The sequence below is a fragment of the Kitasatospora sp. NPDC056800 genome, from assembly GCF_042789775.1.
Lineage (GTDB): Bacteria > Actinomycetota > Actinomycetes > Streptomycetales > Streptomycetaceae > Kitasatospora.
This window is the reverse complement of record NZ_JBHUAL010000075.1, coordinates 1-16,532: the sequence shown is the minus strand read 5'-3', so window position 1 is coordinate 16,532 and position 16,532 is coordinate 1. Positions and strand designations below refer to the sequence as shown.

Genomic DNA, 16,532 nt, shown 5'->3' with positions numbered 1-16,532 from the left:
GAACCACCCCTGCCCATCGGTCTCTTCTGGACAATCGCCCCCGAAATTTGCCACGGTGAGGACCAGCGGCCCAGTCATCGATCATGCGGCCGAAGCCCCATGGGAGTTCCCCGTGCCCTCCGCCGACTTCCCCGCCTTCTACCTCGGGCAGAGCACCTTCTCCGACCCCGGCGCCCACCTCCCCCGCTACGCCGACCTCCCCAAGGATCCGCGCCGCCTCGCCCGGATCGCCCGCGACCTGATCATCCACCGCCTCGAAGGCTGGCTGTTCCACCACCCCATTCCGGCGAACCGGCTCCACCACGACGCCGAGACCCGCTACCTCGACGACATCCTGCACCTGATCACCGACCGCGACCCGGCCCCGCTCAACCACCCGCGCGCGCCCGCCGACCGCTTCGTCGGCGTCTGCCGGGACCTGGCGCTGCTGCTCTGCTCCTTCCTCCGCCACGTCGGCGTGCCGGCCCGGTTGCGCTGCGGCTTCGCCGGCTACCTCGGCCCGGACGGCTTCCACTGCGACCACGTGGCCACCGAGTACTGGGACGACCGGCGCGGCTGGCTGCTCGCCGACCCGCAGCTGGCCGACCCGAAGGTCGCCGCCGCCTGGCGGGTGGACTTCGACCCGATGGACGTCCCGCGCGACCGCTTCCTGGTCGCCGGCCGGGCCTGGCGCACGATCCGCGCCGACCGGTCCACCGCCGGCTCCTTCGGCGTCCACCCGCCCGAGGAGGGCCCGCTCAACGGCGAGTGGTTCGTCGCCCACTCCACCCGGCTCGACCTCGCGGCCCTGAACAAGGTCGAAACCCTCCTCTGGGACACCTGGGGCACCGGCTCCACCAACACCCCCCACGCCCCGTACGACGAGGTCGCCCACCTTACCGTCGGCCCGGTCGACCTCCCCGCCGTCCGCCGGCTCTTCTCCGAGCACGACGCGCTGCGCACCCCGAAGACCGTCCTGTCCCTGGCCCCCTTCAACGGCCCCCGCGAGGTCACCCTGCGCTGACGCCCCCGGCCCCCTCGCCCCCTCCTGGCGGAGCAGCCCGCCCCTACGCCCCGGCCTGCTGGTAGAGCGTCACCAGCAGGCCGTACACCGGCTCGCCCTCCGCGTCCTCCTCCGTCTCGTCGACCAGTCCGGCCAGCGCCTCGACGAGCCGCGCCGCCTTGGCCGGGCTGAGTCGGAGGTGGCGCAGCGCCAGGAGGTGGTCGACGGGCGAGCGGTCCAACTCCTGGGCGACGGCGCCGAACAGCGCGGCTGTGCCCTCGACCTGCGGCTCGGCGACGAAGAAGCGATCGGCGGTCCGCCGGTAGTACTTCTCGGTGCCGCCGCGCACCCGTCGCGTTCCCGCGTCCTGGACCAGCCCCGCCTCGCCCAGCACCCTGAGGTGGTGCGAGACGCTGCCCTTGTTCGCCCCGAGCTGCGCGGCGAGCCGGCTGATCGTCGACGGACGGCTGCTCAGGGCGAAGAGCAGGCGTTGGCGCAGGGGGTGGGCGAGCGCGGCGTGCTGCAGCGGCGCGCTGATCTGCTGGACGGTCTCGTCCGGTCGATAACTCATCTGATCAAGCGTTAAGTACGGTTGACGCTTTGGCAAGTCGCTGGTCTACTGCCTCTCCATGACCTCCACCACAACGCCGTCCGCCCTGGACACCGTCACCCTCGTCGAGTCGATAGCCGACCTGGTCCGTGAGAACTACGTCTTCCCCGACGTCGCCGGGCAGCTGGCGGACCTGCTGAGGCGCCGGAGCGCCGAGGGCGCCTACCGGACCGAATCCGCCGAGGAGCTGTCCGAAGCGGTCACCGCGGACCTGCGGTCCGTCAACGGCGACCTGCACCTGGGCCTCAAGTACCACGCCGTGCCGGTGCCGCCGGAGCCGGGCGCGGCGGTACTCGCCATGGTGCGCAGGGAGTTCGACACCTTCCTGAACGGCGTTCCCCGCGTGGAACTCCTCGACCACGGCGTCGCGGTCCTGGAGATCGGCCCCAAGCTGTTCCCGCTGGACTGGGCGGCACCGCCGCTGACCGCGGCGCTCTCCCTGGTGGCCCCCGCCCGCGGCCTCATCCTGGACCTGCGCCGCAACACGGGTGGCGACCCGAACACGGTCGCCTTCGTCTGCGCCTACCTGCTCGACGGCCGCACCCACCTGAACACCATGTTCTCGCGGAAGGACGAGGTGGGCGCGCAGTCCTGGACACCCCCGTTCGTCCCCGGCGCCCGCTTCGGCGGCACCAAGCCGATCTACGTGCTGACGAGCGCCGACACCTTCTCCGGGGGCGAGGAACTCGCCTACGACCTGCAGCAGCTCGGCCGCGCCGAGGTCGTCGGGGAGGTCACCCGCGGCGGCGCCCACCCGCGCGAGGGCTTTACGGTGCACCCGCACCTGGAGCTCAGCGTGCCCTTCGCCCGCGCGGTCAACCCGGTCTCGGGCACCAACTGGGAGGGCGTCGGCGTCCAGCCCGACGTCCCCTGCGACGCCGACACGGCACTCGACCGCGCCCTGGCCCTGGCCGCGGCGCGCCTGGCGTAGGGCCTGTCCTCGGACTCGCGTCTGCGGGACGACGCCGGGGCATGGTCGAGACGGCGAAGGAGTCCGGGCCCCGATGACCGCGGCCCCGTTCACCTGACGGGCTCGCGGTTGATGCTCAGCAGGGTCTGGGCCAGGCCGCCGGGCACCCGGCCGGTGAGCACCGGGACCCGGGCGACGGCCCCGCGGCGGCGGTCCAGGCAACCTGCGGCAGTGATGTCGCTGTCACTTGGCATGATGCCCGGCATGGTGAGAACACAGCGCATCAAGGGCTTCTCCGCGACCGGCCGGCCGATCTCCACGCCGACCACCAAGTTCGGCGGCCAGCCCGTGTGGCTGGCCGGCCCGCAGTGGCCGATCAGCGCGGCATGGGACCGGCCGATGCGGTTCGTCGGTCAGATCGAGCTGGGCCCGGTGATCGGAGCGGCCGGCGACGGAAAGGTCGCCTACGTGTTCGTCACCCACGCCGATCACGAGGAGCACTTCTTCGACCCCGACATCATCGACCCCGACGGCGGCGAGAACGCGGTGATCGTGCAGCCGGGCGGCGGCTATGCCGGCCCGGTGCGCCCGCTGCTGACCGGCCCCGGGCTGTACGGAGTCGACGGGTCGGAGGTGGAGTTCACCGTCGACCTCCGCCCCGCCGACGAGCCCGATTCCATGACGGACGAGGAACTCGACTCCCTGCCCTCCGCCGACCGGGACCGCTGCATCGAGCTGATGGACGGCGACAAGATTGGCGGAACACCGCTGTTCTTCCAGGGCGACGAGTGGCCGGAGGGCGGCCCTTGGCGGCTGCTGCTGCAGCTGGACTCGAACTGGGTGCCTTTCCACCTCAACCTCGGCTCGTCGCCGAGGTTGTTCGCCTTCGTGTCCGAGGACGGCGCCCAGGGCAGGCTGCTCGTCCAGGACTCCTGACCTGATCAGGCTCCTGGAAGCCCGTACCCGCCTGCCTGGCCCTCCTCAAGGCCGAACGCGGCGAGGTCCTCGCCTCCCCCGCCGTCCGCCGCGCGGAGCTCCCCCGCGCCGAACTCCCCCGCGTGGCCTCCGGCTGAACCCCCAGCACCGGGCGCGGACGCCCGCCCGGCAGACCCCGCCGACCCGTCACCAGGTGACCGGGAGCGCCTCGACGCCGTAGACCGTCGACCCCTCGCGGAAGCGGAGCTCCGCCTCGGGAACGGCGAGGCGCAGGGTCGGGAAGCGCCGCAGCAGGGCCGGCAGGGCCACCTTCAGTTCCAGCCGGGCCAGTTGCTGGCCAAGGCACTGGTGGGCGCCGAAGCCGAAGGACAGCTGGGCGACCGGACGGCGGCGCAGGTCGAGGTCGTCCGGTCGTTCGGGGACGAGCCCGGGGTCGCGGTTCGCGGTCAGCGGGGAGAGCAGGACGTGCTCGCCCTCCGCGATCCGGTGGCCGTTGACCTCGACGTCGGCCACGGCGGTGCGCAGGAGCGGTGCGGGGATGGCGAGATGGCGCAGCAGTTCCTCCACCGCCGTACCGGTGACCGCGGGGTCGTCGCGCAGGGCGGCGAGCTGGTCGGGGTGGCGGAGCAGCGCCAGCACGCTCAGGGCGAGCTGGGTCGCGGTGGTCTCGTGGCCCCCGACCAGGAGGGTGGTGCCGAAGCCGATGAACTCCTCGTCGGTGAGCTCCGCGCCGTGCTGCCGCACCACCGTGCCCAGCACGCCGTCGCCGGGGGCGGCCCGGTTGCGGGCGACGATGTCCGCCATGGCGGCGTTCAACTCGTCGGCGGCGGCGACTAGTTGGCCCGCTTCGGCGGTCCCGTCCATGATCACCTGGGAGCAGCGCTGGAACATCGCCCTGGTCCCGTACGGGACGTCGAGCAGTTCGCAGATCGCCGCCGAGGGGATCGGCAGGGCGAAGGCCTCGACCAGGTCGACGACCGGCCCCTGCTCCGCCATGGCGTCGAGGTGCTCGGCGACGATCGCCTCGATCGCGGGCCGCAGCCGCTCGACCTGACGGACGGTGAAGCTGCCGGTGAGCATCCGGCGCAGCCGGGCGTGCTCCGGGCCGCTGTACGCGGGCAGGAAGCCCGGGTGGTTGAACAGGGTGCGCGGCAGTGCCGGGTCGATGCCGTTGCCCGTCACCAGGCGCTCCTCCGCGAAGGCGGCCCGGACGTCGCCGTACCGGGTGATGACGACGGCGTCGATCTCGCCGCGCACCGGATGGGTCACGCGCAGCCGCGGCAGGCCGTCCTCCTCGCGCATCCGGCGGAGGTCCGGCGACGGGTCGAACGGGCAGGTCCGGTCCCGTTCGGAGGCGACGAAGGACGCCGAGCGGAGATCGGGCATGGTGCGGGCTCCTCAGCTGGATCGGTCCGGGGGCGCGGTCGCGCGACAGGAGTCGTGCGACAAAAGACGGGAAGCGTCGGCCTAGCCGTGGTACCGGGTGGAGGCGTGGTGCCAGTCGTGGGCACCGCGGATGGTGGTCTGCAGCGCCTCGGTGCAGTAGCGCCGCAGCAGGTCGCGTTCGGCCGGGGTGAGGTGGTCCGTCGCCGCGCCGGCGAGCAGGGCCCGGTGGGCGCCGGTGAACAGTTCCAGGGCTTCGGCGCGGCGGCGCTGGGCCCGGTCGAGCGCCTCCGCCCGGGAGAGCCCGTGCTCCCGTTCCAGGCAGAGCACCAGGTTGTTCTGCTCCCCCTGGGCCGCGTCCTTCTCCAGGGAGACGATGTCGTTGTCGCAGATGATGAAGGTCTTCGTCATCTCGCGCATGACGGACAGGTGCGGCAGCGCGTACAGGTGGTCGGGCAGGACGCAGGAGGATAGCCGCTCGGCGAGGTCGACGACCGGTGCCACCCCGATGGTGTGGCGCCGGACCCGCAGGTAGGTGCTGAGCGGCATGGGCGCACCGGACTGCCGGCTGCGCGCCTCGTGGACGTGGTGGTCGAGGTACGAGGACCAGTGGGCCGCCGAGCGCCGGATCCAGTCCTCCGGCATGCCGTGGCAGCTGCGCCGCCGCATGTCGGCGAAGGCGGCGGCCAGCGGCAGCGGGGACGCCTGCCCGGTGACGCCCTCCTGGACGAGTCCGACGAGGTGGCGGACCCGCTCGGGCGTGCCGCCCCACTGTTCGTCGAGCGCGTCGTCGAACAGGAAGTACCAGCTCTGCTGGTCGACGCCGATGTCCAGTTCGGCCCCGGTCGCGTTCGGGTAGAACATGGCCGCGATCAGCGGGAACTGACCCTTGAGGTGGTGGTCCCGCTCCGCGTCCGTGGCCAGGAAGCCGAAGGACCGCGGCCAGTGGAGGTGGCGGTCGTGGGCGGCCCGGAAGTCCGGGCTGGTCCGGCTCGGGAAGGGGAGCGGGTCGGGGGCCGGGGCCTGCGGGCCCGGGGAGAGGGTCTCCGCCGTGGCTGTCATGGTGAGGTGCACCTCCGGGAACGGGAACAGGAACGGGGCCGGGGTCGGGGTCGGGGTCGGGGCAGTGCGGAACGAAGCCGTACGGAACGGAGCCGAGCGCAACCGGGCCGTACGAAATCGGAGCCGTACGGAACGGGGCTGGTTCAGTCGCCCGGCCAGGGTGAGACGCGCATGGGCAGCGCGTTGGGCCGGATCAGCGCGTGGGCCACCGGCCGGACCCGGCGGCCCGCCACCGGTCGCGGCCGCCACCGGGAGACGACCGCGCGCAGGACGACCAGCATCTCGGTCATCGCGAAGTGGTCCCCGATGCACCTCCGGTTGCCCAGGGCGAACGGGACGTAGGCGCCCGGCGGCAGGTCCTTCTCGGGGCGGTCGAGCCACCGGTCCGGGTGGAACCGCAGCGGGTCCGGGTAGTGGGCCGGGTCCCGGTGCATCGTCAGCGCGCTGTAGATCAGCTCGGACCCCTGCGGGAGGTCGACCCCGCAGACCCGCACGGGCTCCAGGGCGCGCCGCATCAGCAGCCAGCTGGGCTGGTGCAGCCGGAGCACCTCGCGGAGGAACCGCTCGGTGAACGGGAGCGTCGCCGCGCCGGGCGGGGCGCCGGCGGGCAGGGCGTCGCACTCCGCCTTGATCCGCGCGGTGAGTTCGGGGCGCCGTCCGATCTCGTGGAGCGCCCAGGCCAGGGTGGTGGCCGTGGTCTCGGCGCCGGCCATGAGAAGGGACAGCAGTTCGTCGCGGGCCTCCACGTCGGTCATCCCCCGCGGGTTGCCCGGGGTGCCGGCGAACATGATCGACAGCAGGTCGCCGCGGTCGGCCGGGTCCTGGCGGGCCTGCCGGACGGCGGTATCCGCGAGTTCGCGCAGCGCCGTGGCCGCGGCCAGGTACCGGCGGTGCCCCAGTGCGGGTGAGGAGGCGAGGGGAGCGGGAAGCAGAGTGCCGACGAGGACCCCGCGCATCACCGTGTTCAGGTGCTCGGCGACGCGCTCCCCCAGTTCGGCGACGGCCCGGGCCCCGTCCGGGCGTTCGGTGCTGAACAGGGTGGCCACGAGCATGGCCGTGACCGTCCGCCGCAGCACCACGTCCATGGCGATCACCTCGCCGGGGCGCCAGGAGGACACCTGTTCCTCGGCGATGCCCGTCATCGTGGCGACGCCGCCGGCGATGGTGTCCCGGCGGAACGCGGGCTGGAGCGCGCGCCGTTGACGGAGGTGGACGTCGTACTCGGAGGTGATGATGCCGTTGCCGATGAAAGGCCGTGCGACGTCGAACAGCAGGCCTTTGCCGAACTTCCGGCTCTGCGTCAGGAGAACCTCGTGGACGGCCTCGGGCGAGTTCAGGACGAACACCGGCCGATTGCCCAGGAATATCCTGACGATGCCGCCCTGCGCCCGGATCGACTGGAGGAACTCCACGCGTTTGACGGCGAGTTGCGGCAGGTGACCGAGCAGTGGAACCCGCCCCCGCGCCACGGGCGCCGCCGTGGAAGCGCTGATGGAACGCACGGCCCCGCACCTCCCTGAAGTCTCGGACCGGAAATCAGCCCAGTATTGGAACGTTCATTCGCTCGCAGTGCACGGTGATCATCGTCCGACGGATCGGGAGAGGTCAAGGGACCGGCTGGAATTGCACCACCGGGGTGATTTTGAGCCGCACGGCGTGAATTCCCCCACCGCCCGCACATTCCGGCCTCGGGGAACACCACCCGGTCGCTCAGAGGAGGACGCCGCCGGAGACCTCGACGCGCTGGGCCGTCATCCAGCGCAGGCCCTCCGACGCCAGCGTGGACCCGCGCTCCGGCCTGACCTCCATCGGCCACCGCTGTACCGATGTTCCCCGAAGCCGCGTTCCAGGCCACCAGGACCGGATTGGACCGGGACGCCGTCCGCCCCGGCGGCTAGCCTCGGCCGCACCGCACAGTCGATCAACGGAGAGCCCCCATGCACCCCGAACTCGCCGCCGACCTCGGCCGGTTGCCCGAAATCCTGGAGGAGACCCGGCAGCACGCGCTCGCCTTCCTGGCGGGCCTCGATGAACGGCCCGTGGTCGAGCGGGCCGGGCCGCCCGCCGTCGCCCCGCTCACCGAGGAGGGCGGCGGGACGCGCGCCGCCCTGGCGGAGTTCGCCGAGCGCTGGGAGCCCCGGCTGTCGGCGAGCGCCGGGCCGCGCTACTTCGGGTTCGTGACCGGCGGGGCGACGCCGGCGGCGCTCGCGGGCGACTGGCTGACCTCGGCCGTGGACCAGAACTCCAACTCCTCGCTGGACCCGGCCGGTCAGCAGCTGGAGCGGGAGACGGTCGGCTGGCTGGGCGAGCTGTTCGGGCTCTCGGCGGCGCACCGCGGCACCTTCGTGAGCGGCGCGACGATGTCGAACACGGTGGGGCTGGCGATCGCCCGCGAGTGGCTGGGCGAGCGGCTCGGTGTGGACGTCGCCGAGGACGGGGTCGGCGCGCTGGGGCCGGTCCGGGTGCTGTCGGGCAGTGCGCACTCCAGCGTCGCCAAGGCGCTGTCGGTGCTGGGCCTGGGCCGTACGGCGCTGCGGACGGTGCCCGTCCTGCCCGGCCGGGAGGCGGTGGACGTGGCCGCGCTGGAGCGGGCACTGGCGGAGGCCCCGGGGCCGTGCGTGGTGGTGGCCAACGCCGGGACGGTCAACACCGTCGACTTCGACGACCTGCGCGCGATCGCCGCGCTGCGCGAACGGTACGGGTTCTGGCTGCACGTGGACGCCGCGTTCGGCGCCTTCGCCGCGCTGTCCCCGGAGCACGCGGAGCTGGTCGCGGGGCTGGACCTCGCCGACTCGGTCTGCGTCGACCTGCACAAGTGGCTCAACGTGCCGTACGACAGCGCCGTGCAGTTCACCCGCCGCCCGGACCTCCAGGCGCGGGTCTTCCAGAACGCCGCCGCCTACCTCGGCCCGCTGAGCGAGCACCCGGACCTCGTCCACCTCACGCCCGAGAACTCCCACCGGCTGCGCGCCCTCGCCGCCTGGTTCACCCTGCGGGCGTACGGCCGTGCCGGGCACCGGGAGATCGTGGAGCGCTGCGTCGCCGGCGCCCGGGCGCTCGGCGCGGAGGTGGCGCGGATCGACGGGCTGGAGCTGCTCGCCCCGGTCCGGCTGAACGTCGTCTGCTTCTCGCTGACGGCGGACCCGACCCCGGAGCGGCTGGCCGCGCTCGCCGCCGAGCTGGCCGACGAGGCCCTCCTGACGCCCACCCGCTACGCCGGACGGCCCGCCCTGCGCGCGGCGTTCAGCAACTGGCGCACCACCGGAGCGGACGTCCGGCGGACGGCGGAGGCGCTGGGCCGGGCCGTCCGGAAGCTGACGGCCTGAGCGGACGCACCGGTCGGAACCGGCACCGGCCAGTGTCAGTTCCGGCCGGTACCGGCTCCGGGTCGGCCTCAGCTCCGCTTGTGGTCCCCCGTCCCGCCGTCGATCAGCTCGCGCAGGATGTCCATGTGCCCGGCGTGCCGCGCCGTCTCCGTGGTCATGTGGATCAGCACCCAGCGCAACGAGACGGAGTTGCCGAACCAGGAGGTGCCGAGGTCGTCCAGCGCGAGCTCCCCGATCGTCTCGTCGGCGTCGGCCCGGGCCCGGGCGTAGAACGCCAGGACGTCCGCCGTCGACTCGCCGGGCTCCACCCGCATGTCGGAGTCGTCATCGGCCTCGATGTCGAACGGCAGCTGGCCCATCTCCCGGCCGAACGTCCCCCGGAACCAGCCGAGTTCGGCACCGCCGAGGTGCTTCACCATCCCCAGCAGGTTGGTCCCGGAGGGCGTCATCGGACGGCGCAGCTGCTCGTCGTCCAGCCCCTCCAGCTTCCACAGCACGGCCTCGCGGTGCCGGTCCAGCGCCGCCCGGAGGCTTTCCTTCTCCCCACCCGTGAAGGGCACACGATTGCTCATGCGCGGGACCGTACCAGCCGCCACCGACACAACCGCGGGGGTGGCGGGACAGCCCTACGGCCACTGCCCCCAGCCGTCCGGGATCACGGGTGCGCCCCGTCCCCGTACACGCCGCCCGCCTCGTCGGTGAGCTCCGCGATGAGCTCCGCGTGCGCGAGGTTCATGTACCGCAGCGGGCGCCAGCGGGAGCGGTGGTCGGGGTGGTCACCGAACATCTCCGCCGTCACGCACAGCCGCCTCCACCACAGCATGGCGTCCTGGCGCATCCGCTGCGTCCAGCCGGGCTCGTCCTTGCGGCCCTCCAGGACCACATCCTCCCAGGCCACCAGGACGTCCGAGAGGAAGATGCAGTCGCTGGCGGTGACCTCCGCCAGTCGCGCGGCGGCCAACCGGGCGCTGGTGCCCTCGGGTTGGGCCTCGACCAGCTCACTCATGCGGGCGGCCAGGAAGGCCCGCAGCGGGGTGACGTCGTCGGTGTGGAGGTCGTCGGCGAACTCCAGCAGTTCCACCTGCTTGCGTACGCGTGCCATCGTGCGGCGTTTCCCCTCGGCTCGGACGGTGCACGCACACTGACGTACCGTCACCGTTCTCGCCACCGACCTTATCGGCTCGCACCGGACACCACGGCCGATTTCCGAACATCCCGTACCGACTCGCCGGCCCGTGCCACCATGCGCGGCCTCCTCACCCAACACGCGTGGCGGACCTTGCCCTCACACCGGTGTGAAGGCCGATGATGCTCCCATGACCGCCACTCCTTTCGACCCGTACGAGCTGCTCGCGCAGAGCCGCCTCGGCATCCTCGCCACCATCAAGGCGGACGGCCGGCCGCAGCTCTCCCCCGTCATGCCGTTCTACGACCGGGAGGCGAACGCCATCCTGGTCTCCACCCGGGACGGGCTGGCCAAGACCGCCAACCTGCGCCGGGACCCGCGGGTCAGCCTGGAGGTGACCGGGCCGGACGGCCGCTCCTGGACCACCGCCGAGGGCGTGGCCACCCTGACCGGGCCGGGCACCGACCCCGAGGGGCCGGAGGTGGAGGCGCTGGTGGACTACTACCGACGCGCCGCCGGCGAGCACCCGGACTGGACGGAGTACCGCGAGACGATGGTCGCCGACCGCCGGGTGCTCCTCACCATCCCGGTCGACCACGTGTACGGCACCCGCATCTGACCGGCCCCGCCCGGCCACCGTCACGGGGGAACGGTGGCCGGGCCGCAAACCCCTTCCGGAGCCGGGCCGTTCAGCGCAGCGGGCCGACGCCGCCGGTCAGCGCAGCGTCGCCGTGACCACGGTGGCGTCCAGGTCCTCCCGCCGGCTCTCCACGGCCGCCAGCCCGGCCGCCCCGGTCACCGCGAGGGCCGCCGCCACCTGCCGCTCGCTCGTCTCGAACAGCAGCGACCCGCCGGGCGCCAGCCACCGCGGCGCCTCGGCGGCCACCCGCCGCAGCACGTCCAGCCCGTCCGCCCCGCCGTCCAGCGCCGGCCGTGCCTCGTGCAGCCGCGCCTCGGGCGGCAGCAGGCCGAGGTCGCCGGTCGGGACGTACGGGACGTTGGCGATCAGCACGTCCACCCGGCCGCGCAGTTCCACGGGGACGGCGGCGAACAGGTCGCCCTCGAAGACCCGCGCCGCGACGCCGGCCAGGTTGCGGCGGGCGCAGCGGACCGCGCCCGGGTCGATGTCCGCCGCGTACAGCTCGACCGGGTGCGCGGCCGCGGCCGCCACGGCGGCGCCCAGCGCGCCGCTGCCGCAGCACAGGTCGAGCACCACCGCACCCGGGGCGGTCAGCGCGGTGGCGGCGGCGGCCAGGAACTCGCTGCGGCGGCGCGGGACGAAGACGCCCGGGTCGACGGCGATCCGCAGACCGGCGAACTCGGCCCAGCCGACGACGTGTTCGAGCGGCCGCCCGTCGGCGCGGAGGCGGACCATGGCGGCCAGGTCGGCGGGCGAGGCGGCGGCGGAGAGCAGGATCCGCGCCTCGTCCTCGGCGAACACGCACCCGGCGGCGCGCAGCCGGGAGACCACCGAGGAACGGAGGGAGGCGGAGGAGAAGACCGACAAGAGAAACCCCTTGGGGGAAGACGGGAGAGCTGACGACTCCGTCAGGGCTCCCGCGGGGGCCGACACCGCGTCGGCGCGCCGTTCGCGCTATGCGCGCGAGGCGCCCACGCGGCCGCGCTCCGGGAGCACCCGCTCGGACATTCCGTAAATGGGGCTCACCTCCCTGAGTCGCGGTCATACTCGGCGTCGGCCACCCTACCGCACCGTCAGTCGGGAACGGTCGAACAATGTCCACCGGCCCCGCCGAACCCGCCCTGGCGCGCGCCGTGCCTCACGCTCGTTCATCCGAGCTATTCGATAGCTCCACTGACAGTACACAGCTTGTAGCGGATCGTGACGGCCACCCATAGTGACGCTATGACGAGACAATCCCGCGGAGCGTCACGGCTTCGCGCCCGAACGGCCCGCTTCATCAGCGCCGCGGCCACGCTGGGTTTGCTCGGCGCAGGCCTCGCCGCCCCGCTCGCCCAGGCCGTCACGCCCGCGCACCACCCCGCCGCGCCGCTGCCGGAGCGGGTCCGGGCCACCGGCACCCCGCTGCTCCAGGAGGCCTTCACCGGTGCCACCGCCGACTCGCGCTTCATCGCCGTCGGCTCCGCCTGCCTCACCGGCGCGGCCCCCGCCCAGCCCGGGCCGGGCGACCACCCGCTCGGCGGCTGCCCCGCCGCCGAGACCGGCCCGGTGCCGCCGCTGGACTCCGCGCCGCTCGGCTACCTGCGGATCACCGACTCCGGCAACGACCAGAGCGGCGCGGTGCTCTTCGACCAGGCCCTGCCCGCCGGCAACGGCCTGGACGTGACGTTCGACCAGTGGCAGTACGGCAGCACCACGCCGAACACCCCGGCCGACGGCATCTCGTTCTTCCTGGTGAACGGCGACGTCTCGCTCACCCACCCCGGCGCGTTCGGCGGCAGCCTCGGCTACGCCCAGAAGCTGCCCGACGACAACCCGAACCTCGGCTTCCTGCCCGGCGTCGACCGCGGCTACCTCGGCGTCGGGCTCGACGTGCTCGGCAACTACTTCGGCGACTGGGAGCAGCGCGGCAACGGCTGCTCCCAGCGCTCCCCCGCCGGTACGTCCTTCCGCGTTCCCGCGCCCGGCGCCAACATGGTCACCGTCCGCGGCCCCGGCGACGGCACCACCGGCTACTGCTTCCTCACCGCGACGACCGGCAACTTCACCACCAACGGCCCGTGGCCCTCCACCCTGCCCGGCAAGCTCCAGGGCCCGCTCACCACGCTGCCGGCCGGGGTGACCCCAGCTGAGGCCCAGACCCTGCTGGAGCCCTCGCGCCGCCGGGTGAACGTGCACCTGACGCCGGCGCCCTCCCCGGTGCTGACGGTCTCCGTCGACTTCAACGACGGCACCGGCTCGCACCAGGTGCTCCAGACCCCGGCACCGGAACCGGTGCCCTCGACCTACAAGTTCGGCTTCGCCGGCTCCACCGGCCTGTTCACCGACGTCCACCTGATCCGCAACGTGGTGATCTACACCGACCAGCCGCTGCCCGAGCTGAACCTGGTCAAGCAGCCGCACGAGCCGCTGCCCGGGCTGCTGACGGTGGGCACCCCGATCCCGTACGACTTCGTGGTCACCAACTCCGGGAACGTGCCGATCGCCAACCTGGCCGTCAACGACCCGAAGGTCGGGCCGGTCACCTGCCCGGTGAGCACCCTGGCACCCGGTGAGACGGTGACGTGTACGGCGACGTACCTGGTCACCGCCGCGGACGCCGCCCAGGGCCACGTGACCAACACCGCCCAGGCCACCGGAACCACCGACGTCGGCCCGGTCACCTCGCCGCCCGACACGGTCACCCTGCCGGTGGTGGCGCCGCCGGGCATCACGCTGACCAAGCACGTCGACGCGCCCGAGCCGTTCCACGTCGGCGACACCGTGCCGTACAGCTACGTGGTCACCAACACCGGCGGCAGCCCCGTGACGGCGCTCTCGGTGACGGACGACAAGGCCACCGGGATCACCTGCGACTCCACCGTCCTGGCACCGGCCGGCAGCCCCGGGGACAGCACGGTCTGCCACGGCACCTACGTCGTGACGGCGGCCGACGCCCAGGACGGGAAGGTGCTCAACCACGCCACGGCCAACGGGACCTCGGACGGCCGGCCGGTCACCGCGGAGGCCCAGGCCACCGTCACGGTGATCGGCCCGTCCTCGATCTCCCTGACGAAGCAGGCCGGCACCCCCGGTCCGGTCCACGCCGGGGACACCGTCACCTACACCTACACGGTGACCAACACCGGCACGACCACGCTGACCGACGTGAGCGTGGCCGACGACCACGTCCAGAACGTGACCTGCGACCACACCACCCTGCTCGCGGGGCAGGCCGCCACCTGCCACGGCACCTACACGGTGACCGCCGCCGACGAGCAGCTCGGCCACGTCACCAACACGGCCCAGGCGGACAGCACCGGGCCGCTGGGCGAGCTGGTGCAGAGCCCGATCGCCCAGGTGACGCTGCCGGTGGCGGGCGTCCCGAAGCTCGACCTGACGAAGCGGGCCGACAGCGCCGGGCCGTTCCACGTCGGCGACACCGTCGCGTACACCTACACGGTGACCAACTCCGGGACGACGGTGGTCGACGACCTGACCGTGGCCGACGACCACGTCTCGTCCGTGAGCTGCGACCGGACGACCCTGGAGCCCGGCCAGAACACCACCTGCCACGGGACGTACACCGTGACGGCGGCCGACGCCCAGGCCGGGCACATCACCAACACCGCCCACGCCAACGGCACCGACCCCCAGGGCCAGCCGGTACAGAGCCCACCCGTCGAGGCCACCGTGGACGTCGTCACCCCGGTGTCCGCGCTCACCATCGCCAAGCAGGCCGACAGCGCGGGCCCGTTCCAGGTCGGTGACACCGTGCACTACACCTACACGGTGACCAACTCCGGGATGACGGTGATCAACAGCATCATCGTCAGCGACGACCACGTGTCGTCGGTGACCTGCGACCAGACGACCCTCACCTCCGGCCAGAACACCACCTGCCACGGCACCTACACCGTCACGGCGGCCGACGCCCAGGCCGGGCACATCACCAACACCGCCCACGCCGACGGCACCGACCCCCAGGGCCGGCCCGTGCAGAGCCCGCCCGTCGAGGCCACCGTCGACGTCGTCACCCCGGTGTCCGCGCTCACCATCGCCAAGCAGGCCGACAGCGCCGGGCCGTTCCAGGTCGGTGACACAGTGCACTACACCTACACGGTGACCAACTCCGGGATGACGGTGATCAACAGCATCACCGTCAGCGACGACCACGTGTCGTCGGTGACCTGCGACCAGACGACCCTCACCTCCGGCCAGAGCACCACCTGCCACGGGACGTACACCGTGACGGCGGCCGACGCGCAGGCCGGGCACGTCACCAACACCGCCCACGCCAACGGCACCGACCCCCAGGGCCGGCCCGTGCAGAGCGCACCGGTCCAGGCCACGGTGACGGTCGGTACCGCCACCTCCTCGCTGGCCGTCACCAAGCGGTCCGACGCCGCCGGGACCGTGTACCCGGGTGACACCGTCACCTACACGTACACCGTCACCAACACCGGGAGCACCACGCTGACCGGCCTCACCGTCGGCGACGACCGCGTCCGGCAGGTGACCTGCGAGCAGACCGCCCTCGACCCGGGGCAGAGCACCACCTGCCACGGCACGTACACGGTGACGGAGGCGGACGCTCAGGCGGGCAGCGTCACCAACACCGCCCAGGCCTCCGCCCGCGACCCGCAGGGGCAGACCGTGCAGAGCCCGCCGGTCGAGCTCTGCATCTCCGTCGCACCCTGCCCACCGAAGGGGCACGACCACAAGGGCGGCGGGGGCAAGGGCTGCCCGAGCCGTCCGGGCCACCATCCGATTCCGCCGCAGAAGGGCGGCCCCGGCGGCGAGCTGCCCCAGGCCGGGGCGCCGGTCGCCGTCCTCGGCCTGGCCGGGGGCGGGCTGGTGACCCTCGGTGGGGCGCTGTTCTACCGGGCCCGGCGCCGCGCGGCCGCCGGTCGGTTCGTGGCGTAGCAGCCCCGATCACCGCCTGATCCCCGCCGTCCTGCGGTCGACGTACCGCCCTCGGTGCCTGCTGGCACCGAGGGCGGTTCCGTGTCCGGACCGGGGCTGCCACCCGGGTCGGACCGGGTTCAGGCGGGCTGCGGGGCCGGCGGCCTGGTGCGGTAGCCGCCGCCCCGGCCCGGGGGCACCAGGCAGGGCAGCAGCCAGTCCCAGAGGGCGCCGACCCGGCGGGCACGCTCCCCGGCGGGGCAGCCGTCGGCGAACACCACCTCCAGACCGCAGGCGGCGGCCACCACCAGGGTCTCCGGGCCGAGGCCGCCCGAGCGGTCGCGCAGCTCGCCCGCGCGGCGGGCGCCGGCCAGCAGGTCGCGGACGACGCCGGCCCAGACGCTGTGGAAGCCGCGGATGTCGGCAAAGGCCTGCTGCCCGGGGTCGGCCGCGGCGGGCCTGGCCGTCGCGGGTACGGGCGCAACCGTGGCGGGCGCAGCCGTGGTCGGCGCGGCCTGCCAGCCGCCGTCCTCCCGGCCCAGGCGGAAGGCCGCCCGGATCACCGGGTCCGTCCCGAGGGCCTCGACCAGCCAGTAGCCCGCGTCGATCAGCCCCTGGAGCGGGGACGACGCGGCGCGCAGCTCCGCGCAGGCCGACCGCAGTGAGCGTTCGG

General features: G+C 73.3%; 15 protein-coding genes. 6 read left to right on the top strand and 9 right to left on the bottom strand.

Annotation, left to right across the window (positions count from 1 at the left end; genetic code table 11):
* Window positions 1–112 precede the first annotated feature (112 nt).
* Window positions 113–1,003 carry a transglutaminase family protein gene (locus tag ACFRQN_RS18545; RefSeq protein WP_074002884.1) on the top strand — a complete coding sequence of 297 codons (891 nt, stop codon included), beginning with the start codon at window positions 113–115 and terminating at the stop codon, window positions 1,001–1,003.
* 43 nt (window positions 1,004–1,046) lie between these two features.
* Here the strand turns inward: ACFRQN_RS18545 and ACFRQN_RS18540 are convergent, their stop codons facing one another.
* Complete coding sequence (locus tag ACFRQN_RS18540; protein ID WP_380741206.1) at window positions 1,047–1,553, bottom strand: ArsR/SmtB family transcription factor; 507 nt, start codon at window positions 1,551–1,553, stop codon at window positions 1,047–1,049.
* Between the two features lie 58 nt (window positions 1,554–1,611).
* Between ACFRQN_RS18540 and ACFRQN_RS18535 the strand changes: the two genes are divergently transcribed.
* Entirely contained in the window at window positions 1,612–2,523 is a 912-nt protein-coding gene (locus tag ACFRQN_RS18535; RefSeq protein WP_380741205.1) for a S41 family peptidase, read from the top strand.
* Window positions 2,524–2,612: 89 nt separating this feature from the next.
* On the opposite strand, the gene ACFRQN_RS18530 is transcribed toward ACFRQN_RS18535, so the two are convergent.
* Window positions 2,613–2,756 carry a hypothetical protein gene (locus ACFRQN_RS18530; protein WP_181970420.1) on the bottom strand — a complete coding sequence of 48 codons (144 nt, stop codon included), beginning with the start codon at window positions 2,754–2,756 and terminating at the stop codon, window positions 2,613–2,615.
* Window positions 2,757–2,766: 10 nt separating this feature from the next.
* Here ACFRQN_RS18530 and ACFRQN_RS18525 point away from each other — a divergent pair, with 10 nt between their 5' ends.
* Window positions 2,767–3,438: a hypothetical protein gene (locus ACFRQN_RS18525; RefSeq protein WP_079272198.1), complete on the top strand. Its 672-nt coding sequence runs from the start codon at window positions 2,767–2,769 to the stop codon at window positions 3,436–3,438.
* 186 nt (window positions 3,439–3,624) lie between these two features.
* Here ACFRQN_RS18525 and ACFRQN_RS18520 read toward each other — a convergent pair whose 3' ends face one another.
* The 3 genes from ACFRQN_RS18520 to ACFRQN_RS18510 form a co-directional block, all read right to left on the bottom strand.
* The gene (locus ACFRQN_RS18520; protein ID WP_380741204.1) at window positions 3,625–4,824 is read right to left on the bottom strand and encodes a cytochrome P450; all 1,200 of its coding nucleotides are present in this window, start codon (window positions 4,822–4,824) and stop codon (window positions 3,625–3,627) included.
* A gap of 81 nt (window positions 4,825–4,905) precedes the next feature.
* Window positions 4,906–5,883, bottom strand: coding sequence for a pentalenene synthase (locus ACFRQN_RS18515; RefSeq protein ID WP_380741203.1), 978 nt, complete (start codon window positions 5,881–5,883; stop codon window positions 4,906–4,908).
* Window positions 5,884–6,026: 143 nt separating this feature from the next.
* Window positions 6,027–7,385, bottom strand: coding sequence for a cytochrome P450 (locus tag ACFRQN_RS18510; protein ID WP_380741202.1), 1,359 nt, complete (start codon window positions 7,383–7,385; stop codon window positions 6,027–6,029).
* A 435-nt stretch (window positions 7,386–7,820) separates the two neighbouring features.
* On the opposite strand from ACFRQN_RS18510, the gene ACFRQN_RS18505 reads away from it, so the two are divergent.
* Complete coding sequence (locus tag ACFRQN_RS18505; RefSeq protein WP_380741201.1) at window positions 7,821–9,209, top strand: pyridoxal phosphate-dependent decarboxylase family protein; 1,389 nt, start codon at window positions 7,821–7,823, stop codon at window positions 9,207–9,209.
* 68 nt (window positions 9,210–9,277) lie between these two features.
* On the opposite strand, the gene ACFRQN_RS18500 is transcribed toward ACFRQN_RS18505, so the two are convergent.
* Both ACFRQN_RS18500 and ACFRQN_RS18495 read right to left on the bottom strand, forming a co-directional pair.
* Window positions 9,278–9,781 carry a DinB family protein gene (locus ACFRQN_RS18500; RefSeq protein ID WP_380741200.1) on the bottom strand — a complete coding sequence of 168 codons (504 nt, stop codon included), beginning with the start codon at window positions 9,779–9,781 and terminating at the stop codon, window positions 9,278–9,280.
* Window positions 9,782–9,864: 83 nt separating this feature from the next.
* Window positions 9,865–10,311 carry a hypothetical protein gene (locus ACFRQN_RS18495; RefSeq protein ID WP_380741199.1) on the bottom strand — a complete coding sequence of 149 codons (447 nt, stop codon included), beginning with the start codon at window positions 10,309–10,311 and terminating at the stop codon, window positions 9,865–9,867.
* A gap of 214 nt (window positions 10,312–10,525) precedes the next feature.
* On the opposite strand from ACFRQN_RS18495, the gene ACFRQN_RS18490 reads away from it, so the two are divergent.
* On the top strand, window positions 10,526–10,954 hold the full coding sequence (locus ACFRQN_RS18490; protein WP_049652970.1) for a PPOX class F420-dependent oxidoreductase: 429 nt from the start codon (window positions 10,526–10,528) through the stop codon (window positions 10,952–10,954).
* Between the two features lie 96 nt (window positions 10,955–11,050).
* On the opposite strand, the gene ACFRQN_RS18485 is transcribed toward ACFRQN_RS18490, so the two are convergent.
* Window positions 11,051–11,842, bottom strand: coding sequence for a putative protein N(5)-glutamine methyltransferase (locus ACFRQN_RS18485; protein ID WP_117486140.1), 792 nt, complete (start codon window positions 11,840–11,842; stop codon window positions 11,051–11,053).
* A gap of 357 nt (window positions 11,843–12,199) precedes the next feature.
* Here ACFRQN_RS18485 and ACFRQN_RS18480 point away from each other — a divergent pair, with 357 nt between their 5' ends.
* Complete coding sequence (locus ACFRQN_RS18480) at window positions 12,200–15,880, top strand: hypothetical protein (protein WP_380741198.1); 3,681 nt, start codon at window positions 12,200–12,202, stop codon at window positions 15,878–15,880.
* A 119-nt stretch (window positions 15,881–15,999) separates the two neighbouring features.
* On the opposite strand, the gene ACFRQN_RS18475 is transcribed toward ACFRQN_RS18480, so the two are convergent.
* The coding region (locus ACFRQN_RS18475) for a hypothetical protein (RefSeq protein ID WP_380741197.1) at window positions 16,000–16,532 on the bottom strand (533 nt) is incomplete at its 5' end.